We start from the raw sequence: 21,390 nt of genomic DNA, 5'->3' as shown, positions 1-21,390 counted from the left end.
GCGGAGGCTTTGCCAAATCACTCTCCCCCGGCCCCTACCTCAAGGGAGGAGAGTAAAGCGATCCACCGTGAATGTGTAGGCGTCGGGGTGTAAGCGGCTCGGCGGCTTAACGGATGCTACCGTCGCCGTACAACACCGCGCCGTCGGGGTCTTTCTGGCCGTTGAGGGATTCGTAGAGCACCGGGGTGCGTGAAGGTGCGCTGCCCGGCGGGGGCTTCTCGTAGATGAACCCGGGGCGGTCGCCGGTGCGGGGGTTCTCCATGACCTGGTCGAGCTGGGGGAACACCTCACGCAGCTGCAGCAGCGTGTCGGGGAATCGGCCGTTGTTCTGATCCATGTAGGTCTGCAGCGCGATGCCGATCTGCCGCATGTTGTTGGCCGAGACCAGACCATTGGCTTGACTCTTGGCGTCACGCAGGACGTCGAAGTATGCCAGCGGTGAACTGGATTGTTTCGACGCCGCCTGCGGGCCGCCCGGACGCTGCGAGGCGATCGGCGAAGGGGCGGGGGCGCTGGGCTGCTTGGCCCGGCCGAGCTTCACCGTCGCCACGTCTTTACCCGCGAACGAGAGCTTGTACTTGCCCGCGGTGTCCGGCCGGGGGAACAGCAGCGAAAACGTGTAGCGGTCCCACGGCGAGGTGCGCGTCTTCTCCACCATCTTCGGCACCGTCCAGTGCGCCTGGGCCCCGGGGTCCCAGCTCACGTTGAGCGTGCCGCCCTGGTAGTCGGCGGTGACGGTCGGGCCGTCCTTGTCCGCATGCGTGGTCACGAGCTTGCCCGTCGCGTTGAGGCCCTTCATGGCGGGGTAGCCCTGCACGCTGCGCGACGCGGTGAAACTGATGGTGCCCTGGGTCCGGCTCAGGGCGTACTCGGCCTCGCCGTTGACCACGCCGGGGATCTTGTCTTCCGTGACTCGGTCGGGCTTGGCCGAGGCGGGGAACAGGGCGCGGTAGTTGCTTGTGTTCGCCCCGGCGAGGTCGAGGTCGATCGGCTGATCGAACGTCGCACTCACCAGTCGGCCGGTCGTCCCCGCGCCCGGCGGGTCGCTGATGCGGCGTAGCTCGAACTCGCCCTCTTTGAGGATCGAGTCGTACCCCGAGAACTGGCCGAGGTTGTTGATGATCTTTTGCTGCAGCGCGATCTCCAGCAGCACGTAGTCGCCGTCGGGGTCGGCCTGGGTGACCACGAGTTGATCTCGACCGCCCACCGAAAACACGTTCGTCCGGGTCTTGCCCGTCGGCGCGGTGTACGGCGTGACCGGGCCGCTGCCGCCGCTCGCGCCCATGCCCTGGAACCCGCCGCCCAGCAGTGACTTGGCGGTCGAGCTGCCGACGGGCTTGAGCGTGTCGCCGGTGTGCAGCACCTCGACGACGAACACGGGCGAGGCGTTGATGACCTTGGCGGGCTGGCCCGCGCTGCGGGCGTACCAGAAACCGACCCCCGCCAACATTAGCGGGATCAGGATCATCACCAGCGGCGTAAGCTTCACACCAAACAGATCGAGGAACGGCCGGTTCCACCACGGCGGGCGCTTGGCGGCTTCTTCCTCTTCGCGCAGACGGTCCAACCGCACCAGCCGGGGGTCACGCCACTCCTCGGCTTCTTCCGCCGGGTCCTGCTTCGGAGCTGGCGGGGGCGCGGGCTTGGGCGAAGGAAGGATGACGTTGTCGTAGGTGCGTCGGTCTTCGGGGAGGATCTCCAGGAGCGGGCTGTCCTCGGGGATCAGCAGCGGGCTCTTGCAGGCCGGGCACGTCCCGCGTCGGCCGGCGTACTTGTCGTCGACACGCAGCGTCCTTCCGCAAGATGGGCAGTCCAGATCGATCGGCAAAACAAACCCCTTCTAGTCATTCAGATCAGCGAAGAGACCTAGCCTCTCTATCTTACCCTGCAAAAACGATACACAGAACAGGGCATGATCCACCGGCGGACGTTGCGTTGCGGCGGGCGGTGGCCGATCATGGATCGACTCATGCCCCGGCTTCCCAAACCTCAACCCGGCACGCTCCTGGACCTGGCGACGCAGCTGCATCGCGACGAGGCCGAACCGTTGGAGCGGCTGCGGACCCGTGACCGCGGCATCGGCAAGGAATTGGGATTCGAGGCAAGCCAAGAGCCGCTGGACACGCCCACGCGGGCACGGCGGCTGACCGCCTGGCTGGACGCGATCCCCGACAGCCCCCACCGAGGCGGCGACGGGCTGCGGCTGGTCGGGTTGATCGCGGTGGGGATCGGGTTGCTGCTGGGGTATGTGGCGGCGATGGGCTTGTTCTACTACGACGGCTCGACGCCGGTGAACGTGGTGCGGATCATCGCGGTGTTCGTGGTGCTGCAGGCGGTGACGCTGGGGCTGTTCGGCGTGGCGGCGCTGCCGGGCCGGGTGCCGGGGTCGGCGTGGCTGCGCGACCTGAGCCCGGCGAAGCTCGCGACGCTGGTGGCGCGTTGGCTGCCCGGCGAGACGCGCGACACGGTGCAGCAGATCCTGGGGCGTGGGCAGGCGCATCAACGCGTGTACCACGCGGTGCAGAAGTGGCAGCTCTTGGCGTGGTCGCAGTCGATGGCCTTGGCGTTCAACCTCGCGGCGGTGTGCGGGGCGCTGCAGCTGATCGTGTTCAGCGACCTGGGATTTGGTTGGAGCACGACGCTGCAGGTGGACGCCGAGCAGATGCACGGGCTGACTTCGGCGTTGGCGACGCCTTGGGCGATGGCCTGGCAGGACGCGGTGCCGCCGTTGGCATTGGTGGAAGCGACGCAGACCTACCGCGCGGAGAACTTCGAGTTGGGCGTGGCGGCGGAGGAGTCGGCCAAGTGGTGGCCTTTCCTCGTCATGGCGATGCTGGTCTACGGCGTGGTGCCGCGTTTCGTCACGTTGGTGTTCACGCAATGGCGGCTGCGCGGCGCGGTGGTGAAGGCGATGGTGCACACGCCCGGGGCCGATCGCGTGCTCGGCCGTATGACCGCGGCGGTGGTGGAGACGCGTGCCAGCGAACACGAAGGCGCCGCGTCGAGCAGCGCCGCGGACAGCATGGACGCAACGCCCTCGTCGCAAGCGGGCTGTGTGATCCGCTGGGCGGAGGCGGCGTATGACGGCCAGGCGCTGGACGCGGGTGGCGGGCGATCGCTCGACGAGGATCGGCAGACGATCGAAGCCGCGGCCGCGCAAGCGCCTGAACATCCGGTGCTGATCCGGGTCAAGGCGTGGGAGCCGCCGGTGCTGGAGTTCCTGGATTTTCTGGGTGATCTGCGCCGCGCCCTCGGCGACGGCCGTTCGATCGAGGTGCAGCCCATCGGCCAAGGCGACCACGCGGTGTGGAAGAAGAAACTCGCCAGCGTGGGTGACCCGTGGCTGCGGATGGTGATGGACGAAGCCGGGCAAGCCGAAGGGGGGACGCCGTGAGCGAGCCACGATTCGCGGTGGTGGGCCACCCCAACAAAGGCAAGTCGAGCATCGTCGCAACGCTCGCGGCGGACGACGCGGTGCGCGTCGCGCCCGAGCCCGGCACGACGACGCGCTCTCGCGAGTTCCCGATGTCGGTCGACGGCAACACGCTATACACCCTGATCGACACCCCCGGCTTCCAACGCGCTCGGCGGGCACTGGACTGGATGACGCAGCGCCAGACCACGGCCGATCAACACGGCGCGGTCGTGCGCGACTTTGTGACCGAACACGAACGCTCTGATGCCTACCCCGATGAAGTCGAGCTGCTGCGTCCCCTGATCGACGACGAGCAGCCCGCGGGCATCTTATACGTCGTCGACGGCTCGGTGCCCTACGGCCCGGAGTACGAGGCGGAGATGGAGATCCTCCGCTGGACCGGTCGGCCGAGCCTGGCGCTGATCAACCCCATCGGCGAAGCGGACTACATCGAGGCGTGGCGCTCGGCGCTTGGCCAATATTTCAAGATCGTGCGCGTGTTTAACGCCGTGACCGCGGAGTTCGATAAGCGGCTCGAGCTGCTGCGTGCGTTCGGCCAGCTCAAAGAAGAGTGGCGGCAGCCGCTGGACACCGCGGTGCAGGCCCTCGACGCCGACCGTCAGCGGAGGCGTCACGAGTCGGCCCAGGAGATCGCCACGCTGCTGGCCGACGGGCTCACGCTTTCGGTGACCAAGAAGGTCGGCCCCGATGACGACCCCAAGAAGTTCCAGCCCGGCTTGCTGGAAGACTTCAAGGGCAAGCTTCGCCGACGCGAGAAGCGCGGACGCGAGCGGGTCGAGTCGATCTACGACCACCACGGCCTGGACCGGCGCGAGGCGGATTCGGGCGAGGACGTCGAGTCGCTGGTGGCCGACCTGTTTTCGGAAGACGCGTGGCTGTTGTTTGGTCTGCGCCGAAAGGACCTGGTGCTCGCGGGAGCGGGCGGGGGTGCGGCTGCGGGCGGGGCGCTGGACGTGGCGGCGGGCGGATCGAGCCTGTTCCTCGGCGCGGCGATCGGTGCGGTGGTCGGCGGGACGATGGGCTACCTGGGCGCGGGCCGGTTGGCGGATTTCAAGCTGATGAATCAGCCGTTGGGCGGCAAGCTATTGCGGTGCGGCCCGACACGGAACCCGAACTTCCCGTTCGTGTTGCTGGGACGGGCGCGGTACCACCACGCGTTGGTCGCCGGGCGGACCCACGCGCAGCGCGGCGCGCTGGAGGTTGATCAGGCCCAGGCCGGGGCGATGAATCCGCTGACGGACGAACAGCGGACCGCGCTGAGCAAGACGTTCAAGGCGCTGGGCAAGGCGGGGCAAGACATCGAAGCGATCAGCGCCGCCACCGCGGAATTGGTCGAGATCATCGAGCCGATCCTGGAGCCCTGATCCGCAGCACGGGTTGTGATGCTCCGGTCTTCAGCATTCGTACATGGTGGCGTGAGGTGAGAGCGATTATCCCTCGAGAAAAGGCCGAAGCGCGGCTTCGACTTTTGGCTGCAGCCGTGACCATCGGCCCGAGGGTTTTTTGTTCACGGTCACAAAGTTCGCCACGACCATCACCGACACGATCGGCCCCGCGGCAAACACGGCGACCGCCAACGCGTCTTCGGCGGCCTGGGCGTCTTCCGCGGATCGGTAACTACGCATTCTCGCGGGCGCGTTTTCCGCTATCGGGAGAGGGGAAAACGGACGTTCGGCGATGAATTTCATCGCTTGGGGGTTGGGCGTGTCTTCGATCTGCAGGGAGGGGCTGGCCATGAACGGATCATGACAGATCGCGGCGATTTTGTCAGAGGCGCGCCTTATTCGGTGCCGTGAAATCTCCGATAAATCTGCAGTCATCCTGAGAGGGTCTATGAGCGCGAATCCGAACGATATTTTGAACAGTTCCCTGAAGCTGACGGAGAAGCAATGGGGCACGCTGATCTCGAGCCTCGAAGCGGGCAAGGGCCCGACGGTCCCCGCGACCCGTGATCGGCGTGACCTGGATATCAAGCGCTACCCCCACGTTACGAAGGTGGCCCTGCGGGTCATCCACCCGGGCGGTCAGAAGACGTCGCACCTCGTGCGGTCGCGCAACCTCTCTTCGGGGGGCATGGGCTTCCTGCACCTGAGCTTCCTGTACCCGGACACGCCCTGCCACATCGCGTTGCAGACCCGCCACGGCGAGAGTGTCGCGATGTCGGGCAAGGTGAGCTGGTGCCGGCTCGTCTCGGGCAAGAGCCATGAGATCGGATTCCGCTTCGATCAGATGATCCAGATCGACGAGTTTATCGATCCGGAAGTGATCAAGGCCTCGAGCGCCGCGTGACGCCTTGGCTCAGGCAGCGGGGGGATATGAATAGTGACGTAGGTGGTGGGTGATCGTGTCGCGGACTCGGTTGGCTTGATCGTCGTCGCAGCGCACGCCTGCTTCGAACTTGACCGATCGAAGTTGACCATCGGTGTGGATTCGCTCAGGGTCTTTGGCGTTGCCGATCCGTAATCGGTACCACTTGGCCCCGATGCGGGTCAGGTTGAAGCAGTTGACTTCGGACCATGATTGCAACGTTCGGCTGGCGTCGGTGGTTTCGTCCGATGCGATGCCAAAGCCACCGGCCGTGAAGATCAAAGGCTGGGTGGCGGATCGCTCGCGTTTGCCGGTAGACAGCATGGCGATGAGCCCGATGATCCAGCCTACGCCCACGATGCCGAAGATCGTTGGATCGATCACAAAGAAGCCGATGCAGTTGAGCCAGAGCAGCGCGACGGCCATGATCACCCCCCAAAGGATTCGACGCAGGGGGCTTGTCGTGCTCCCTCGGCGGGGCATACCGATCATGACCAGCGTTTGATCGTCATATGGCGTCCCGCATTCGGGGCACGAGCCGGGCGTGGCCAGGCCTTTCAGAGCGTAACCGCAGGCCGCGCAGTGCTCGGGTACTGTTCGCCACTCGGGTGGTTGCAGTTTGATCGGCGGCATAGGTGACGCGGGGAAAGCGTTGGTTTACATCGCGGCAGCGGGACCTTCGTATTCGGCGCTGCCGAAACCCAGGATCGGGATGAAGATGAAGCCGAGGAGGATCAGTCCGATCGCGGTTCCAACCCCGCGTCCGAACGACTTGGCCAGATCGATCGCCAGGATGATGCCGATGATTACACTAACGAGAGGCACAAACATCAGGATGGTCCACCACCCGGGGCGACCGACGATCTTGCAGACCAAGTAGATGTTGTAGATCGGGATGATCACTCCCCAGCCCGGCTGACCCGCTTTCACGAACATCTGCCAGCCCCCGGCGATGACCACGACGATGAGGCCGAGGTAGATAAGAAAGAACAGCAGACCGATAATCATCGCAACGGCATCGCCGCCGTTGGACTGTGCCAAAACGTTAACCAAAACCTGTGCCATGTATGAACCCCTTGCGAATGCGCCACGCATTTCGGTTACGTGGCTTAGATGTTCGCCTGAGTATGGCCGGTTCGGGCTCGGCCTGCAAGGCTTAGGTTGTCTTCGATAGCGCAAACAGGCTGGGCGATTCGAGTTCGAGGAGTTGGCGTTTGGTGTCGATGCCGCCGCCGAAGCCGGTGAGCGAGCCGTCGGCACCGATGACGCGGTGGCAGGGCACGACGATGGACAGCGGGTTGTTGCCGTTGGCCAGGCCGACGGCGCGGCTGGCGTTGGGTTGGCCCAGGCGCTGGGCGAGTTGGCCGTAGGAGATGGTGGTGCCGAAGGGGATGAGGCGGAGCTGTTGCCAGACGCGGAGCTGGAACTCGGTGCCCTGGGGGGCGAGGGGCAGGTCGAAGGTTTCGGATTCGCCGGCGAAGTAGGCGGCGAGTTGGCGTGCGGTTTCGACGAAGACCGGGTGGTCGTCGGCGTGTTGCACCGCGGTCGCGTCGTCGGGCAGGGGGGTGATCTTTCGGCCGTGGACGAAGTCGATGCGGGTGAGGTGGGTGTCGGTGGCGCAGAGACGCAGGGGGCCCACGGGGGAGTTGATCGTGGTGTGGGCGGTGGGGGACATGAGCTAAGTTTAGCGCATCGGTAGAGACTGCGTTGCGGCCGATTGATTCCCCTCCCTTGAGGGAGGGGTTAGGGGAGGGCGTCGTGTTGGGGGGAAGTCACGGGTGCTCGGCACCCTCCCCCGGCCCCTCCCTCAAGGGAGGGGAGAAGATGCTTCATTCAATTTCGCAGTTCACGACACAATCACGTCGACTCATGCACCTGGCCCTTGAGCCAATCGATGAAGTCGGTGGCGACGACGTAGAGGCCGTCGCGGATCTGGCTGAGGCCCTGGTCGCGGTCCCACAGGACGATGGGGTATTCCAGGGCCTGCATGTTGAAGGGGTCGGTGGCGGGGTCGGCACGTTCGCCGATGCCGACTTCGCCTTCGAGCTCGACGCTCTGGTCGCTGCCGGCGACGGTGCGGGTGCGGGTGTCGAAGCAGTACTGGTCGCCGTTGCCGTCGTCGCAGAAGGCGATGAGGAAAGCGGGCAGGGGCGAGCTGTCGTGGTCGCGTTCGAGTTCGTTGGCGATGACGAGGTTGCGGCGGGTGGTCAGGTCGCATCCGCCGACCCAGTAGAGGTCCCAGTCGGGCAGCAGGACTTCCCCGGCCCGCTCCATGAACTCGATGTAGCTCGGCGGCAGGGGGACGCCCAAGACTTCCTGGGCCTCGCAGATGTCCTCGTCGGTCGGCGCGGGCGCGGGCTCGGCAAAGCCCTGAGCCTGGGCGACAAAGGTCATGCTCTCGATCGCGACGTCGAGGGGTTGCATCTTGGCCATGGCGTGGTCCTCGCAGGAGATTACCGGACCACGAAAGCGGCCCGCTTCTCCTCTCCTACGTCATCGGCCAACGTCGCCTGCGCGCTCAGGCGTTTTCGCCTTCGCCCTCGGACGCGGCCTCGACCGCGTTTTCCCGGCGGATCTGGCCGTGGCGCGGGATCTCGCCTTCGGTGATGTAGAGCACATCCTTGGCGATGTTGCAGGCGTGGTCGGCGATGCGTTCGAGCTGTCGGCTGACACTGATGTAGTGCACCATCTGCTCGGTCTGGTGTGGGTTTTCACGCATCAGCTCGATGGCCCGGCCGTACATCGAGGCGTGCATGATGTCGACTTCGTCGTCGAGCACGCGGACCTGGTGGGCCACCTCGACGTCGATGTTCACCACCGCGTCCAGGGCGTGGCGGAGCATCTGCTCGACCCGTCGGCCCATCGCGTTGAGATCGAACGGCGGCTCGTTGACCTGCCCCTCCTCGGCGAGGTACTTGGCCTGCTCGGCGATGGATTTGGCGTGGTCGCCGATGCGCTCCAGGTCGTTGTTCATCTTCAACACCGCCACGACGTAGCGCAGGTCGAACGCCACCGGCTGGTGGAGCGCCAGGGTGTGGAGGCACTCTTCTTCGATCTCGATTTCCAGGAGGTCGATCTTCTTGTCGCCTTCGACGACGCGTTGGGCGAGCTCGACATCACGGGTAACCACCGCTTCGATGGAGTCGCGCACTTGCTCTTCGCAGAGCGCGCCGAGACTCAGCAGCATCTTCTTGAGCGTGTTGATTTGGCGTTGCAGGAAGATAGGCATGATGAACTTTCAAAACGACGGGGACAGGTAAACCGGAACATTCGAGTTTAACAATCCCCGGTAAGGCTTGCGCCATCTTTTGGGGATTATGCGGATTCGGTGGTGGGCGGTTCGGCGGGGTGGACAACGCCGGCGACGGCCGAACCCGTGGACGGCTTGGCTGCGGCGTTCTGGGTGCCGGCGCGGAAGGTCAGCGTGAATGTGCTGCCCTTGCTCAGTTGGCTGCGAACGCTGGCTTTGCCGCCCATGGTCTCGGCGATGTGCTTGACGATGGAAAGGCCCAGGCCGGTGCCGCCGAGTTGTCGGCTGCGGGCACGGTCGGTGCGGTAGAAGCGTTCGAACACGCGGGGCAGGTGCTCGGGTTCGATGCCGCGGCCTTCGTCGGTGACGGCCAGGACCGCGTCGTCGTTGCGGCGCTCGGCGGAGATGACGACGGTGGTGTCTTCCGGGCTGTACTTGATCGCGTTGTCGATCAGGTTTACCAGCGCCTGCTCCAGCAGCGTGGGCACGACCTGGGCCCGCAACGGCTCGGCCTCGATCTTCAGCGTGATCGACTTGGCCTGGGCCTTGGCGTGGCAGGTCTCGCAGGCGGCGCGGATCACCGGCTCGACGGCGTGGGCTTCGATCTCGTCGGAGACCGTGGCCCCTTCCTGCTCGAGGCGGGTCAGGCTGAGCAGGTCTTCGATAATCGCGTCGAGGCGTTCGGTCTGGCGGGCGATGATGCCGGTGAAGTTCTGCCGGGCGGGGACGGGCATCTGCTCGTCGTCGATCAGGGTTTCGACCGCGGCCTTGATCGCGCTGATCGGGGTCTTGATCTCGTGGGAAACGTTGGCGACGAAGTCGCGGCGGACCGACTCGAGCCGGCGCAGCCGGGTAACATCGTGGAGCACGACCACGGCCCCGACTTGCCGGCCCTCGGCGTCGCGGACAGGGGCGGCCTGGGCCTGGATCGACCGGTCGTCCGTGCTCGACCCCGGGTTCAGCCGGAGGCTGAGTTCGCGGGTGGCGGGGGTGTTGGCCTGGCTGCCCAACGCCTCGGTGACCAGCGACTGCAGCGAGGCGTTGCGGACGACTTCCTGGATCGAACGGCCGACCGCACGCTTGGGGTCGAGCGACAGCATCAACGCCGCGGCGCGGTTCAGGCTGATCAAACGCTCTTCGGTGTCGATCGCGGCGACGCCCTCGACCATCGACGACAGCACCGCCTCGAGTTCGCTGCGGCGGCGCTCGACCGTGGTCAGACGCTCGGCGAGTTGGCGGTTGTGTTCACGCTGACCCGTCAGCCCCTCTTTCAATCGGCGCAGCCGCCGGCCGAGCGTCACCGCGGTCAGGACCGCAGCGACCAGCAAGACTGTCAGCAGGATGATGAGGGCGGTTTGCATGAACGTGAAAAACGGTGGGTTTCGATCCACGGCGGGACGGACGATATTTCAGATGGGCTACGAAATATCGTAACCCGGGCCGGCCCGTTTGTAGAAATAACTTTGTGTGTGGAATCAGTCCTTGAACCGATAGCCCACGCCGCGGACCGTCTCGATCCGCTTGCCCGCGGCGGGCCCGAGCTTGCGACGCAGGGCCACCACTTGTACATCGACGCTGCGGTCGGTGACGGCGGCGAAGCCTTCATGCAGCGAGTCGATGATCTGCTGGCGGGTGAACACGCGGGCGGGGCGGGAGACCAAGAGCGTGAGCAGCTTGAACTCCGTGGCGGTCAGGTCGACCGGCTCGCCCTCGGCGGTGACTTCGTGGCGCTCCAGGTCGACTCGCACGCCGGCGGACTCGAGCACGCGGCGCTCTTCGCCGTCGACGTCGGCCCGACGCAGCACGGCCTTGATGCGGGCCATGAGGATGCGCGGGCTGAAGGGCTTGGTGATGTAGTCGTCGGCCCCGAGCTCGAGGCCCTGGACGATGTCGCTCTCTTCGCCCTTGGCGGTGAGCATGATCACGGGGATGTCGGCGGTCTCGGCCTTGGACTTGAGGCTGCGGCAGACCTCCAGGCCGTCCATCGAGGGCAGCATGAGGTCCAGCAGGATCAGGTCCGGCGGCTGGTTGCGGACGAGCTTGAGGCCGTCCTCGCCGGTCTCGGCGGTGACGACGTCGTAGCCTTCGCGGTCGAGGTTGTATTTCAGAAGTTCGAGCAGGTCGCGCTCGTCTTCAACTAGCAGAACTTTCAGATCTGGCATCGGGCAGGCACCTTTCGATTGATCGCTGGAGAATGTAGCAGACCGATTCATATTCCCTACGTTGCTCACGGAAAACTGACATTCATCCTTACGAGAGCCCCCGTTACGCTGCGGGTTCCGAGCCCTCCGGGACGCAAATAATTGTCCTGGTTTCCGGGAAATCGTCTTTACTCGCGCTAGAGTCCGGGGTTACGGTTTTTGTCCGGCATAACCCTAGTCTGCAACCCATTTCTCAGAGCCAGAACTTCTAACTGAAAGGCAAAATTATGATTCAAACCGCCCACCGCAAAGCGAGCACCGCCGCCTCGGGCTTTTTAATCGCCGCGGCGTTAACCCTGACCGGTTGTGCCGCGCCGCAGGCCAGTGAGGCCCCCATCGATCAGGCTCAGCAGGCCGCGTTGACCCCCGATGCGGTGCTGTCGGATTTGATGGAGGGTAATGAGCGTTATGTCAGCGGCGTCATTTCCGAACCCAACATCACCGAGCGGGTCAGCATCAGCTCGACGGGCCAGTACCCCCAGGCGGTGATCCTGTCCTGCCTTGACTCGCGCGTCCCGGTGGAGATGGTGTTTGATCAGGGCATCGGCGATGTGTTTGTTGGTCGGGTGGCGGGCAACGTCGCCACCACCGAGCAGATCGGCTCGATGGAGTTCGCGACCAAGGTCGCCGGCTCGAAGCTGGTGATGGTCTTGGGCCATGAGGCCTGTGGTGCGGTGAAGGGGGCGTGTGACGGGGTGGAGCTCGGCAACCTGACGGACCTGCTCGCACACATCGAGCCGGCAGTGGAGGGCGTCGACGGCTTCGCTGACGATCAACGCAATTCGAAGAACAGCGCCTTCGTCGAAGCAGTGGTCCACAAGAACGTGGAGCTGGTCATCGCCGACATCCGCGAACGCAGCGAGGTCCTGACCGAGATGGAAAACAACGGCGAGATCAAGATTGTCGGTGCGGTCTACTCGCTGCAGGACGGCAGTGTTACGCTGACTAACTAAGCACCGGCGAGCCACCATCGACCAGGTCCATGAAAAAGGCCCACGGCGATTAAGCCGTGGGCCCTACGGTAGGGTCTGTTCTTAAGCGAGCAGGCCTTAGAACAAGAGCTGGAACTGAGCACGCAGGGCGAACTGGCCGTCTTCGCCGGGGGCGTCGGGCTGGAGGCCCAGGCCGTCGCTGACCGAGATGCCGGTGAGCGGGTCGAGGGCGAAGACACCGTCGACGGTGAACTTGGCCGAGTGCTTCTTGAGGTAGTAGTTCACACCGGCGGTGATGACGTTGATTTCGTCAGCACCGGCGACGTCGGTGTCTATGAACTCGTAGCGAACGAAGGGTTCCCAGGTGTCGTCGATGGTGTAACCGGCTTGGGCGAGCAGGCCGAAGGGGTCCGACTCAACACCACCGGTGACGGCGTCTTGGGTTTCGAAGTAGACGGCACCGAAGAGGCTCAGGCCGGCGTTGTTGTACAGGGCGTCGACGGTCAGACGGGTGAAGGCGTCGAGGGTGCCGGTGGCTTGGTTGACGCCGGTCTTGGCGACTTCGTGGTGAACCGCGGCACCGATGTTGATGCCCATTTCGTCTTCAACCCAGGAGGTGTAGTCCTTGGCGAAGCCCTTGCTGCCGCCGATGGTGTAGTCGCCGCGGACGGTGACGGCCAGGTCGGCGGGGGTTTCGTTGAAGTCGCCGTTGCCGCCTTCGCCGGCGTTGGCACCGTCGCTGAACATCGCCTTGACTTTCAGGTCATCGACGGGCTTGAATTCGACTTGGATGCCTTCGGTGTGGCCGGTGGTGAACTGCTCGTTGACGAGCGAACGTTCGACGGCTTGCTGACGGCTGGAGCTGGTCAGTTCGTCGAAGGCGAAGGGGGCCTTGAAGCGGCCGGCCTTGAGGGCCACGCCGTTGTCGAACTTGTAGCCGAGGGTGAAGGATTCCAGGCCGGTGTTGTTCGAGTCACGGTTCGAAGCGAGGCTGAAGCTGTAGCTGACCTTGGGGTCGGCGATGTGGCCCTTGCCCTTGAGCTTCATGCGGCGGAGTTGGAAGCCGGCGAGGTTGTCGCCGTCGTCGATGCCGGTGCCGGGGGCGTTGGAGCGTTGGTTGTAGATGTAGCGGAATTGACCTTGACCCGAGAGGGCGAGGCTGAAGCCGCCGTCGGCGGATTCGAGGAAGAAGTTCTTGCCGTTGTGGCCGGCGGTCATTTCTTCGGCGGCGTAGTTGATGCGCGACTGGGCGTCGAGCATGGCGGCGTCGGTCGCGGCCTGCAGGTCGGCGGTCGCTTGAGCGGTCGAGCCACCCTTGATTTGCGACAGCTCGGCACGCATCGCAGCGAGCTCGGCCTTCATCGCGTCGAGCTCAGAAGTTTCGCCCATCGCGACGGCGGGCGAAAAAAGCGCCGCAGCGAGAACACCGGTAGTCAGTTTACGTTGCATCGATCGGGTCTCCATAAAGAGAAAGAGGAGTAGCAGGCCACCCCAGTGCGTGCCCCGGACATCCGGGGGGTCTTAGGTTGGCGGAAGGGTACGAGTCTCATGTGAGGATTAAGCGACTGTTAAGTTAGAAGAGTGTTAGCGGTGTAAACGCGCAACGCATAAAGCGTTTCGTGGATGCGGGCGTATTTACTGGGTGGGGCAGGGAAAAACGTCTAGGACGATGTTTTTCGATCGGGCGGGGTTTGGTGAGTCTGTGATTCATTGTGATTATCGGGTGAGCCGTGTTGGGCCGGGTCGATTTCACGTAGGTAGGCCCAGGTGTAGAGGCCTGTGCGGTGTCCATCGGAAAACTCGATGCGGAGCGCATAATTTCCGATCAGCTCGGCGTTCTCCGCTTGGAAGGGTTTTCCCGAGGTGTTCGAGGCCGAGGTGGGAAGAACCGTGAGCGGGTTCTCCGCTTGTTTTTCTCGGAACGCCTTGGCTTCTGCTGAGGGGGAATTTTTCCGGAGGTAGCCCACCGGATAGACCGACACCCGCCCATCGCTCCAGGTGATGGTGAGCGCGGTGTCTTTCTTAAGGTCCAACGCGGTTGGCCGCAGCCCGGGCGGCAGCGGCTCGACGACTTCGCCAAAGTCGTCGGAGTCTTTGTGGTCGCCAAATTGAATCGGTTGGTGGGCCATGTACTTGCGGCGTGGTGGGGCGGGATCAGAGGGATGCGTCGATCAATCGTCCGCGAAGCCGCGGGTGTCCTGACGCATCTGCTTGGCCCGGTCGATGAGGGCGGGGACATCCTGTTCCGCGGCGGGCACTTCCTGGGTCAACTCATAATGCCAGCTCACACGCGACTCGGCCCCCGGCAGCATCTCCGCCACCAGGTCCGGCCCGGGCAACTCCCACCACGGCATCTCCGCCTCGCCCGTCGTCCACTTCGGCTCGTACCCCGTCTTCTCCAGACGTACGTCGTAGGTCCCGTACCACTTGAACGGCACCTCCACCGGTGTACGCCCGACCTCCTGGTCGTTCAGCCACACCAACGCGCCCGCCGGCTCCGAGGTGATCGAGATCGTCCGCTGCACGCACCCCGGGAGCAGCAGTGGTGCGCTCGCCAGCATCAGGATGAGGGGAATCCGCTTCCGCATCGCCACAGTGTATCGATGCCCTGCAAGCTCCGCCCAGCAATCACTCGCTCGGGGGACCCTTGCTGATCGAGCCGTGCATCTCGTCGAGCAGGCGGTTGTATTCGCCGTGGGTCACGAAGCGGGTGGCCTCGTTGTCCGCGTTCCAGGCGTCGTACGCCTCTTGCAACGCTTTGGCCAGCTCGGGCTGCTGTTCGATCAGGTTTTTCGACTCGCCCAGATCGTCCTGGAGGTTGTAGAGCTCCAGTGCGGGATCGCCGCCGGGCTTGGTCAGCTTGTTGCCGTCCTTGTCGATCACCGCCCAGATCACGTTGTTGTTTTGACGGAAGAAGATGTGCTCGTGTGACACCTTCACGGGGTCGGCGGTCACGCATTCGATCAGGTTTACGCCTTCCATGTCCGACTCATCCGCCCCGGCCACCGCGGCTGCTGTGCGCGTGATGTCGATCGACAGCGCGGGGTAGGGGTAGGTCTGGCCCGCTTCGATCTTGCCGGGCCAATACAGGAAGTACGGCACATGAATGCCGCCTTCATGCAGATAACCCTTGCCGCCCTTGAACGGCGAGTTGTCGGTCAGGCCCCACGTCTCCTCCACCGACTTGTATCCCTTCTCCGGCCCGCCGTTGTCGCTCTGGAAAAAGATCAGCGTGTTCTCCTCCAGCCCGAGCTCGTCGAGCTTCTGCATCACCCGGCCGATGCCGCGGTCCATCTCCACCACCATCGCGCCGTAGATCCGGCGGAAGCGGTGTTCGATGTGGCTGAGTTCATCCATCGTGCTCTGCGGCGCCTGGAACGGGCCGTGCGGCGCGTTGTAGCTGAGGTAGAGGAAGAACGGCTGGTCCTTGCTGTCTTCGATGAACTCGAGCGCTTCGTCGGTGAGTTGGTGGGTGAGGTATTTCTCGACGTTGACGTATTGCTTGTTGTCGATGAGCGCGTGGTAGTAGGGGTTGTCGAGCCGGGTGCTGTCGACCGAGAGGTAGTCGTGGCCGCCGCCGATCATGCCGTAGAACCGGTCGAAGCCGCGCTTGAGCGGGTGGTGGTTCGAGCTGACGCCCAGGTGCCACTTGCCGATGAGTCCGGTGGTGTAGCCGACGTCTTTGAGTCGCTTGGCGATGGTGACTTCTTCCACCGGCAGGCCCGCCACCTTGTCGCGGGGGGCGTAGGGCACGTTGAGCTCGTAGCCGAACCGCTGCTGGTACTTGCCGGTCATGAGCGCGGCGCGGGTGGGCGAGCAGAACGAGTGGTTGGCGTAACCCATGGTGAACTTCACGCCCCCAGCGGCCAAGCGGTCGAGGTGTGGCGTGGGGAAGTCGGTGCAGCCGTTGAACCCGACATCCGCGTGGCCCAGGTCGTCGGCCAGGATCACGATGATGTTGGGCTTGTCCGCCGCCGCGGGGGTGGTGGGGGCGAGCAGCAGCACCGCGACGGCGATCATTAGCAGGCAGAGACGGTTCGGCATGGAGAATTTCCTGAGAGAGGGGGCAATTGGGAGTTGAAATGATACCCGCAAAATGTATAATGTTAACAAAGTTTTTACGTCACCGGCCTTGCAGGTTTCACCGATGAAAACCTTCGCTGCCCGCCACACGTAGGGCGGTACGGCTGAATCCGCCGCCCATGCTTCACGAAATCTGACTTCATTAAAATAAATAAGTTTAATCTTAAATGAAAGGTCCCTCCGAATGGTCTGCCCCTTCGATTCGCACACCCTGAATTCAACCCTGCCTGTTCTGATCGTCGCCTGCTTGATCGCCCTCTGTTCTTCGCAGGTCGCCTGTGCCGGGCCGCTGCCGGTGCCCGAGGAAATCGCGGAGAACTTCGCCGTCGAGATGGACAAGAACGTCTCGGACGACTTCTGGAAACTTGACCCCAACAAGTGGGTGGTCCGCGCCCGTAAAGGAACCGACACCTCGAAGCCCTCGGGCAACATCAAGGCCAAGCACAACCAGCTCCGCAAAGAAGGCGACACCCGTTACCTCAGCCTCTTGGCGAACAAGCACGGCGAGGCGGGCGTCTCGGCGCTGCATGTCCACGAATACGGCTTCACCGTCTGCCGTTGGCGCACCAAGGGCCTGGAGTACGGGGTAAAGCACGCCGCCCACCCTGCCATCTGGAGCTACTCCTACAACATGGGCTCAACGCCGCGTAACGCGCCCAACGACAGCGGCAAGACCCTCGAGATCGACTGGATGGAATACATCAAGTGGAAGAAGGTGCCCGGCTACCACGCACGCATCCTCCCCTCCGATGGCGGCGGCTCCGACGTCGACCGCAGCATCCACGCCTTCCAGGGCCAGACCGACTTCAACGGCTGGCGCATCCACGGCTACGAATACACCCCCGACTACGTCCAGCTCTGGGAGTACGTCGACGACCAATGGCAAAAGAAGGGCGTCGCGCTGAAGTTCGGCGACGAGACCGACCTCGAAGCCAAAGTCCTCGACCGCGAGTACCGCTCGAAGCAGTACTTTGTCCTCTCCAACATCTGGTTCTACAAACCCGAATACGAACTCAACCCCGTCCGCCTCGACATCGACTACCTGCACCACTACCCGATGAAGTAAAGGCCCGATGAAGTCATCACATCGTTGCCGCCCAAGGCTCAAACCTTGGGCGGCTTATTTTTTGGCGTTGTTGGTCGGAAAGAGCACCCAGTCGCCTTCGTCATCGGGGCAGCGATCTTTGCTCCAGGATGCGGCCGATTCGGGTCGGGCCTTGCCGTCCTCGCCGATCGGAGGTTGGCCCTGATTGTCCACGCGGTCCACGCCGACGCTGTAGACCTTGGGCCCGTCTTCGGTAACGAGGTAGCGCAGCGGGTCGCCGGTGATTCGGTCGACGGGCAAGGCGGATAAATAGGCCGGGGTGAGTGCGGCGAGGACGTCGGGCCATTGGCCGTGCTCGCGGCGATACTGCTCGAGGGCCAGGGCCAACACAACGCCTTCCTGTCGGCCTTCACACTGCTCGATTCTCCGCGTTGTGGCCCCGAGCGCAGGCATGAGCTGGGAGATCAGCAGGTACTTGGTGCGTTCGCGCAGCGACCAGGTGTCCAGATCGTCGGAGAACTCGTTGGTTTGCTGAAACCGCCGAGGGAGTGCGACCGAAGCCTCGAGGTCATTCATCATCTGATCAAACTTGTCTCGCATGTCTTGTCGAGAAGCGATGACCAACAATGATGCGGGCATCGCTGCGGACTCGATGGTTTGCAAGACGGGGCTTTGCACCTCGACGCCTTGGCTTGCGAACGTATTGGAATAAGTGCTCATTAGACGCAGCCCTTCCGAGGTGATACGTCCGTTGCCGCGCCCGTCGTCGGTGAACATCCGCTGCAGGGTGTCGTACATCATCATGCGTTCGCCGTCGTAGCGGACGATCGTGCGCGGTGAAACGGCGGCGACGCGGGCTTGGAGTTGTTGGAGCTGCTCGTCGGAGAGCAGGTTGGGCGATTCGATGAGCAGGTCTTCGATTTTTTCGTACGTCAGGTAGAGGATGGATAGCCCAACAAGGCCGTTGATCAGAATGGGCGTTTCGGTGACTTGATCGGCCATGCCGAGGAGGGCTTCGAGTTTCGCCAAGACCCGGTCGGCGTCACCTTGCTGAACCGCGGCGTCGAGATCAGAGGCGAGCAAGCGGGCGGATTTCCGCATCAAGCCGAGGTGGGGCAGCAGCACGTTGATGACGGATTCTTCGGCCAGGCGTTCCTGAGGAGAAAGCTTGCTGAGATCGACCCGCTCGGGCTGATTGTTGGGGCCGTAGAACGCGAGGCGGTCACGTTCGTCGAGCTTGTGGTTGAATCCGGCTTCATAACCCAGGCCCGGCTTGGCCCCGGCTTGTCGCAGCGCGTCAAGGAGGGGTTGATGTTCCGCCAGGAAAGCGCGGGATTCGTTCCAGCCCGCATCGCCGGGGCGTAGCAAGGAACGGCTGGAGGGATGATGGTCATCCGGAAAGAGCGGCGCGAGATCGTGCTCGGCCATGCCAAACGCGATCCATGCTTCCCGATAGATCGGCCACGCCTGATCTTCGGCGGGCACGGCCCGGGCGTCGGCGTTCATCGCCGCGACGTAATCGACGGTGACTTGGGGCGACCCCATGAAGAAACGCACAGCCAGCAGGGCATAGAACAGGACCAGGACCGCAATCCCCCGGCGGGTCCAGACAAACGCCTTGGCCGTGATCGAGCGGTTGCGTTGCTTGGACCGGCGGATCAGTTTCGCGGTGACCGCGGGTTGGCCGAAGTCCAGCACGGCCGCTTGCGGATCCGCCTCGGCTTGCTGGCCGTCTTTGAAGTGGGCGATCAACTCGTCGGCCACCTCCATCTTCTCGAGACGCCAGAGGCGCGTGCGTTTCACGACATCGCGGACCGTGGCCTCGGCTTCGGCAGGGAGCTCGGCCGCCTCGAGCTTCGCGTCGAGGTCGAGCCGGCCGTTGATCCGGCCGCGGAGGATGTCGCGCAGCGGGGAGTGGGCGAGGCGACGCCAGAACGACGGCGGAAGGGCGGTGCTCTGCGACGAGGGGTTCGGCAGCGTTTCGCTCATGCCACACCCCCGCGGAGCAGGCCGAGGCCAGCGGTGAGGGGTTGCGCGGTTCCGGCCCCGGGCGTGACGCCGAGGGCGGCCATCGCGTCCATCAGCGCCGACCACTGCTCGCGGTCGGCGGATAGCTTCTTCTTGCCCTTTCCGGTCAGGCGGTAGTAGCGGCGCGGCCGGCCGTTGTCGGCGGTGACGGTACGCGACTTCACCAGCTTCTTCGCTTCGAGGTTGTAGAGCATCGGGTACAGCGTGGATTGGCCCATCGCCAGGACCCCCGCCGAGCGGGTTTCGAGGGCTTCGACGAGTTCGTAGCCGTACATCTCGCCGGTGGCGAGCAGCTGGAGCACGGCCGTGGGCCCGGCCCCCCGCATCATTTCGCGTTCGAGTTTCATGATGGATTCCAGAAATTAGGTTATTACGCAACGCAAGCTATGTAAAACATAGTATGGGCTTGTCGGGGCGATGAAGTCAAGAAAAATGCGAGGGTTTTGCATGAATGCGACAAGATGTTGCGGGCTAGCCCCGATTGGTGCGTTCCGCTGAAGGGCCGGTGCTGAATTCGATTTACGGAGAAGTGCGAGGCTGAAAACGCCGCTTCCGGTATGATCAACGTGCTGCATGTCGCTCTCCGGGTGTGCTGGGGGCGTGGCGGCAATGCGTTCGTAAACATTCCATGGAGTCCGGAAGAAAGATGAATCTGAAGAATCAGTTGGCGATGGCTGTGGTGTTGGTCGGCTTCGGCGGGGTGTCGGCGTCGGGGCAGGTGTTCGGCTCGGGTCCCTCCGATTCGGCGTTGTTTACCAACGGCGTATTTAATGTGCCGTCCGACACGCCACCCCCGGCGGTGGGCAATCTGCAGCAGCTCAATGTCATGGACGGCGGGGTCGTCGGCGATCGGCTTGAGGCCGGCTCCGGTGCCGAGGTGAACATCAGCGGCGGCAGCATCGGTGAGCGTTTCGATGCCTTGCCGGGCAGCGAGGTGAACATCAGCGGCGGCAGTGTCGGAGACCTTTTTGGGGCGATCAGTGGCAGCCAAGTGAACATCTCCGGCGGGAGTGTCGGCGGCCTCTTCTATATCGACAGCGGTGCCGAGGTGAACATCAGCGGCGGAACGATCGGCGACGTGATCTTTGCGGCACCCAACAGCATGACGAACATCTTCGGCACGTCGTTCACGCTGGGCGGGTCCGAGGTGACGGGGCTGACCGAAGGCGTGGCGTTCACGGTGACCGACCGTGATGTGACCCTGGCGGGATTCTTTGCCGACGGTACGGCCTTCGCTTTCGACTTGGACGAGACCGACGACGGCGGTGACGACCTTTCGGGCCGAGGCGATGTGTTTCGCAACTTCTCGATCGTGACGATTACACTGCTGCCGGAGTTGGTGACTCTTCCGGGCGACTACAACGGCAACGGCGTGGTCGATGCAGCGGACTACACGGTTTGGCAAGACGCTTTTGGATCGATGGAAGACTTGGCTGCCGACGGGAATGGCAATGGGGCGGTGGATGCGGCGGACTATACCGTGTGGCAGGACAACTTCGGCAGCACCAATCTTGAGGGGGCCTCAATGGTGGTGATCCCCGAGCCTTCGAGCCTTGCTTTACTTGGTCTCGGCGTAACGGTGGCGGGGTTGAGGCCGCGGACTCGGAAGGCGGGGTGAATGCATACGGTGGGTTAGACTGCAGGCATGGACAAGAAACTCTCACACGTGGACGAGCACGGCTGGGCGGGGATGGTCGATGTAGGTGGCAAGCCGCCCATGCGGCGGCGGGCGATCGCGGAGGGGCGGTTTTGTGCGGCCCCCGGAACCATCGATCTGGTGATGCAAGGGGACTTGCCCAAGGGCGAGGCGTTGTCGGTAGCGCGGGTGGCGGGGGTGATGGCGGGGAAGAAGACCGGGGAATTGATCCCGTTGTGCCATCCGTTGCCGGTGGATTATGTGAATGTGAGCTTTGAACGTACCGGCCCCGGAGAGATTACGGTCATGGCCGAGGCGGGCATCGTGGCGAAGACGGGGATCGAGATGGAAGCCTTGACCGCGGTGAGCGTGGCTTGTCTGACGTTGTACGACATGACCAAGGCGGTGGATAAAGACTTGCGGGTCGAGGGGGTGCGGTTGGTGGAGAAGACGAAAGAAGCCCTTTAGCCCC

At 63.8% G+C, this 21,390-nt stretch carries 22 protein-coding genes; 7 read left to right on the top strand and 15 right to left on the bottom strand.

The annotated features are described in order from the left end of the window. Positions 1-106: 106 nt before the first annotated feature. Entirely contained in the window at positions 107-1,828 is a 1,722-nt protein-coding gene (locus HNQ40_RS03595; RefSeq protein WP_184676460.1) for a hypothetical protein, read from the bottom strand. 141 nt (positions 1,829-1,969) lie between these two features. Between HNQ40_RS03595 and HNQ40_RS03590 the strand changes: the two genes are divergently transcribed. Continuing rightward, on the top strand, positions 1,970-3,394 hold the full coding sequence (locus tag HNQ40_RS03590; RefSeq protein ID WP_184676458.1) for a DUF2868 domain-containing protein: 1,425 nt from the start codon (positions 1,970-1,972) through the stop codon (positions 3,392-3,394). Then, complete coding sequence (locus HNQ40_RS03585) at positions 3,391-4,800, top strand: GTPase/DUF3482 domain-containing protein (RefSeq protein ID WP_184676456.1); 1,410 nt, start codon at positions 3,391-3,393, stop codon at positions 4,798-4,800. Before HNQ40_RS03590 ends, HNQ40_RS03585 begins: the two co-directional genes overlap by 4 nt. Positions 4,801-4,866: 66 nt before the next feature. Here HNQ40_RS03585 and HNQ40_RS03580 read toward each other — a convergent pair whose 3' ends face one another. Further along, positions 4,867-5,172: a NifU N-terminal domain-containing protein gene (locus HNQ40_RS03580; protein ID WP_184676454.1), complete on the bottom strand. Its 306-nt coding sequence runs from the start codon at positions 5,170-5,172 to the stop codon at positions 4,867-4,869. Positions 5,173-5,293: 121 nt separating this feature from the next. On the opposite strand from HNQ40_RS03580, the gene HNQ40_RS03575 reads away from it, so the two are divergent. Next, positions 5,294-5,725, top strand: coding sequence for a PilZ domain-containing protein (locus HNQ40_RS03575; protein WP_184676453.1), 432 nt, complete (start codon positions 5,294-5,296; stop codon positions 5,723-5,725). A 9-nt stretch (positions 5,726-5,734) separates the two neighbouring features. Here the strand turns inward: HNQ40_RS03575 and HNQ40_RS03570 are convergent, their stop codons facing one another. The 7 genes from HNQ40_RS03570 to HNQ40_RS03540 all read right to left on the bottom strand — a co-directional run bounded on the left by HNQ40_RS03570 (position 5,735) and on the right by HNQ40_RS03540 (position 11,155). Beyond that, positions 5,735-6,169 (bottom strand): hypothetical protein, encoded by a 435-nt coding sequence (locus HNQ40_RS03570; protein ID WP_184676451.1) that lies wholly within the window; start codon positions 6,167-6,169, stop codon positions 5,735-5,737. A 231-nt stretch (positions 6,170-6,400) separates the two neighbouring features. Next, positions 6,401-6,808: a DUF5684 domain-containing protein gene (locus HNQ40_RS03565; RefSeq protein WP_221435359.1), complete on the bottom strand. Its 408-nt coding sequence runs from the start codon at positions 6,806-6,808 to the stop codon at positions 6,401-6,403. A 91-nt stretch (positions 6,809-6,899) separates the two neighbouring features. Continuing rightward, positions 6,900-7,418, bottom strand: coding sequence for a methylated-DNA--[protein]-cysteine S-methyltransferase (locus HNQ40_RS03560; RefSeq protein WP_184676449.1), 519 nt, complete (start codon positions 7,416-7,418; stop codon positions 6,900-6,902). A gap of 182 nt (positions 7,419-7,600) precedes the next feature. Continuing rightward, entirely contained in the window at positions 7,601-8,176 is a 576-nt protein-coding gene (locus HNQ40_RS03555) for an SMI1/KNR4 family protein (protein WP_184676448.1), read from the bottom strand. A gap of 85 nt (positions 8,177-8,261) precedes the next feature. Beyond that, a complete protein-coding gene (gene phoU / locus HNQ40_RS03550) occupies positions 8,262-8,972 on the bottom strand; it encodes a phosphate signaling complex protein PhoU (RefSeq protein WP_184676446.1) in 711 nt (236 codons plus the stop codon). Positions 8,973-9,058: 86 nt separating this feature from the next. Beyond that, positions 9,059-10,354: a sensor histidine kinase gene (locus tag HNQ40_RS03545; protein ID WP_184676444.1), complete on the bottom strand. Its 1,296-nt coding sequence runs from the start codon at positions 10,352-10,354 to the stop codon at positions 9,059-9,061. Positions 10,355-10,468: 114 nt separating this feature from the next. Continuing rightward, positions 10,469-11,155 carry a response regulator gene (locus tag HNQ40_RS03540; protein ID WP_184676443.1) on the bottom strand — a complete coding sequence of 229 codons (687 nt, stop codon included), beginning with the start codon at positions 11,153-11,155 and terminating at the stop codon, positions 10,469-10,471. A gap of 266 nt (positions 11,156-11,421) precedes the next feature. On the opposite strand from HNQ40_RS03540, the gene HNQ40_RS03535 reads away from it, so the two are divergent. Next, positions 11,422-12,147, top strand: a complete 726-nt coding sequence (locus HNQ40_RS03535; protein ID WP_184676441.1) for a carbonic anhydrase family protein — start codon at positions 11,422-11,424, stop codon at positions 12,145-12,147. Between the two features lie 96 nt (positions 12,148-12,243). On the opposite strand, the gene HNQ40_RS03530 is transcribed toward HNQ40_RS03535, so the two are convergent. The 4 genes from HNQ40_RS03530 to HNQ40_RS03515 all read right to left on the bottom strand — a co-directional run bounded on the left by HNQ40_RS03530 (position 12,244) and on the right by HNQ40_RS03515 (position 16,170). After that, the gene (locus HNQ40_RS03530; RefSeq protein ID WP_184676440.1) at positions 12,244-13,575 is read right to left on the bottom strand and encodes a porin; all 1,332 of its coding nucleotides are present in this window, start codon (positions 13,573-13,575) and stop codon (positions 12,244-12,246) included. 212 nt (positions 13,576-13,787) lie between these two features. Then, complete coding sequence (locus HNQ40_RS03525; protein WP_184676438.1) at positions 13,788-14,255, bottom strand: gamma-butyrobetaine hydroxylase-like domain-containing protein; 468 nt, start codon at positions 14,253-14,255, stop codon at positions 13,788-13,790. Between the two features lie 42 nt (positions 14,256-14,297). Next, the gene (locus tag HNQ40_RS03520; RefSeq protein ID WP_184676436.1) at positions 14,298-14,714 is read right to left on the bottom strand and encodes a PEGA domain-containing protein; all 417 of its coding nucleotides are present in this window, start codon (positions 14,712-14,714) and stop codon (positions 14,298-14,300) included. 40 nt (positions 14,715-14,754) lie between these two features. Further along, positions 14,755-16,170, bottom strand: coding sequence for a sulfatase-like hydrolase/transferase (locus tag HNQ40_RS03515; RefSeq protein ID WP_184676435.1), 1,416 nt, complete (start codon positions 16,168-16,170; stop codon positions 14,755-14,757). 223 nt (positions 16,171-16,393) lie between these two features. Here HNQ40_RS03515 and HNQ40_RS03510 point away from each other — a divergent pair, with 223 nt between their 5' ends. Beyond that, entirely contained in the window at positions 16,394-17,275 is an 882-nt protein-coding gene (locus HNQ40_RS03510; protein ID WP_184676433.1) for a hypothetical protein, read from the top strand. 54 nt (positions 17,276-17,329) lie between these two features. Here HNQ40_RS03510 and HNQ40_RS03505 read toward each other — a convergent pair whose 3' ends face one another. Then, positions 17,330-19,243: a hypothetical protein gene (locus tag HNQ40_RS03505; protein ID WP_184676431.1), complete on the bottom strand. Its 1,914-nt coding sequence runs from the start codon at positions 19,241-19,243 to the stop codon at positions 17,330-17,332. After that, positions 19,240-19,629, bottom strand: a complete 390-nt coding sequence (locus HNQ40_RS03500) for a PadR family transcriptional regulator (protein ID WP_184676429.1) — start codon at positions 19,627-19,629, stop codon at positions 19,240-19,242. Before HNQ40_RS03500 ends, HNQ40_RS03505 begins: the two co-directional genes overlap by 4 nt. A 299-nt stretch (positions 19,630-19,928) precedes the next feature. On the opposite strand from HNQ40_RS03500, the gene HNQ40_RS03495 reads away from it, so the two are divergent. Both HNQ40_RS03495 and moaC read left to right on the top strand, forming a co-directional pair. Further along, positions 19,929-20,900, top strand: coding sequence for a dockerin type I domain-containing protein (locus HNQ40_RS03495; protein WP_184676427.1), 972 nt, complete (start codon positions 19,929-19,931; stop codon positions 20,898-20,900). Positions 20,901-20,927: 27 nt separating this feature from the next. Further along, on the top strand, positions 20,928-21,386 hold the full coding sequence (gene moaC, locus HNQ40_RS03490) for a cyclic pyranopterin monophosphate synthase MoaC (RefSeq protein WP_184676425.1): 459 nt from the start codon (positions 20,928-20,930) through the stop codon (positions 21,384-21,386). Positions 21,387-21,390: the final 4 nt, after the last annotated feature.

This window comes from Algisphaera agarilytica, assembly GCF_014207595.1.
Lineage (GTDB): Bacteria > Planctomycetota > Phycisphaerae > Phycisphaerales > Phycisphaeraceae > Algisphaera > Algisphaera agarilytica.
Note: the sequence above shows the minus strand (reverse complement) of the source record. Positions and strands in the feature narration are given on the sequence as shown.

What these genes read in the sequence shown, in the direction of transcription:
- HNQ40_RS03495 (WP_184676427.1), top strand. Translation starts at nt 19,929, where the DNA reads ATGAATCTGAAGAATCAGTTGGCGATGGCTGTGGTGTTGGTCGGCTTC.
- phoU (WP_184676446.1), bottom strand. Translation starts at nt 8,972, where the DNA reads ATGCCTATCTTCCTGCAACGCCAAATCAACACGCTCAAGAAGATGCTG.
- HNQ40_RS03510 (WP_184676433.1), top strand. Translation starts at nt 16,394, where the DNA reads ATGGTCTGCCCCTTCGATTCGCACACCCTGAATTCAACCCTGCCTGTT.
- HNQ40_RS03545 (WP_184676444.1), bottom strand. Translation starts at nt 10,354, where the DNA reads ATGCAAACCGCCCTCATCATCCTGCTGACAGTCTTGCTGGTCGCTGCG.
- HNQ40_RS03530 (WP_184676440.1), bottom strand. Translation starts at nt 13,575, where the DNA reads ATGCAACGTAAACTGACTACCGGTGTTCTCGCTGCGGCGCTTTTTTCG.
- HNQ40_RS03505 (WP_184676431.1), bottom strand. Translation starts at nt 19,243, where the DNA reads ATGAGCGAAACGCTGCCGAACCCCTCGTCGCAGAGCACCGCCCTTCCG.
- HNQ40_RS03515 (WP_184676435.1), bottom strand. Translation starts at nt 16,170, where the DNA reads ATGCCGAACCGTCTCTGCCTGCTAATGATCGCCGTCGCGGTGCTGCTG.
- moaC (WP_184676425.1), top strand. Translation starts at nt 20,928, where the DNA reads ATGGACAAGAAACTCTCACACGTGGACGAGCACGGCTGGGCGGGGATG.
- HNQ40_RS03520 (WP_184676436.1), bottom strand. Translation starts at nt 14,714, where the DNA reads ATGCGGAAGCGGATTCCCCTCATCCTGATGCTGGCGAGCGCACCACTG.
- HNQ40_RS03540 (WP_184676443.1), bottom strand. Translation starts at nt 11,155, where the DNA reads ATGCCAGATCTGAAAGTTCTGCTAGTTGAAGACGAGCGCGACCTGCTC.
- HNQ40_RS03580 (WP_184676454.1), bottom strand. Translation starts at nt 5,172, where the DNA reads ATGGCCAGCCCCTCCCTGCAGATCGAAGACACGCCCAACCCCCAAGCG.
- HNQ40_RS03590 (WP_184676458.1), top strand. Translation starts at nt 1,970, where the DNA reads ATGCCCCGGCTTCCCAAACCTCAACCCGGCACGCTCCTGGACCTGGCG.
- HNQ40_RS03570 (WP_184676451.1), bottom strand. Translation starts at nt 6,169, where the DNA reads ATGGCCGTCGCGCTGCTCTGGCTCAACTGCATCGGCTTCTTTGTGATC.
- HNQ40_RS03555 (WP_184676448.1), bottom strand. Translation starts at nt 8,176, where the DNA reads ATGGCCAAGATGCAACCCCTCGACGTCGCGATCGAGAGCATGACCTTT.
- HNQ40_RS03565 (WP_221435359.1), bottom strand. Translation starts at nt 6,808, where the DNA reads ATGGCACAGGTTTTGGTTAACGTTTTGGCACAGTCCAACGGCGGCGAT.
- HNQ40_RS03525 (WP_184676438.1), bottom strand. Translation starts at nt 14,255, where the DNA reads ATGGCCCACCAACCGATTCAATTTGGCGACCACAAAGACTCCGACGAC.
- HNQ40_RS03560 (WP_184676449.1), bottom strand. Translation starts at nt 7,418, where the DNA reads ATGTCCCCCACCGCCCACACCACGATCAACTCCCCCGTGGGCCCCCTG.
- HNQ40_RS03535 (WP_184676441.1), top strand. Translation starts at nt 11,422, where the DNA reads ATGATTCAAACCGCCCACCGCAAAGCGAGCACCGCCGCCTCGGGCTTT.
- HNQ40_RS03500 (WP_184676429.1), bottom strand. Translation starts at nt 19,629, where the DNA reads ATGAAACTCGAACGCGAAATGATGCGGGGGGCCGGGCCCACGGCCGTG.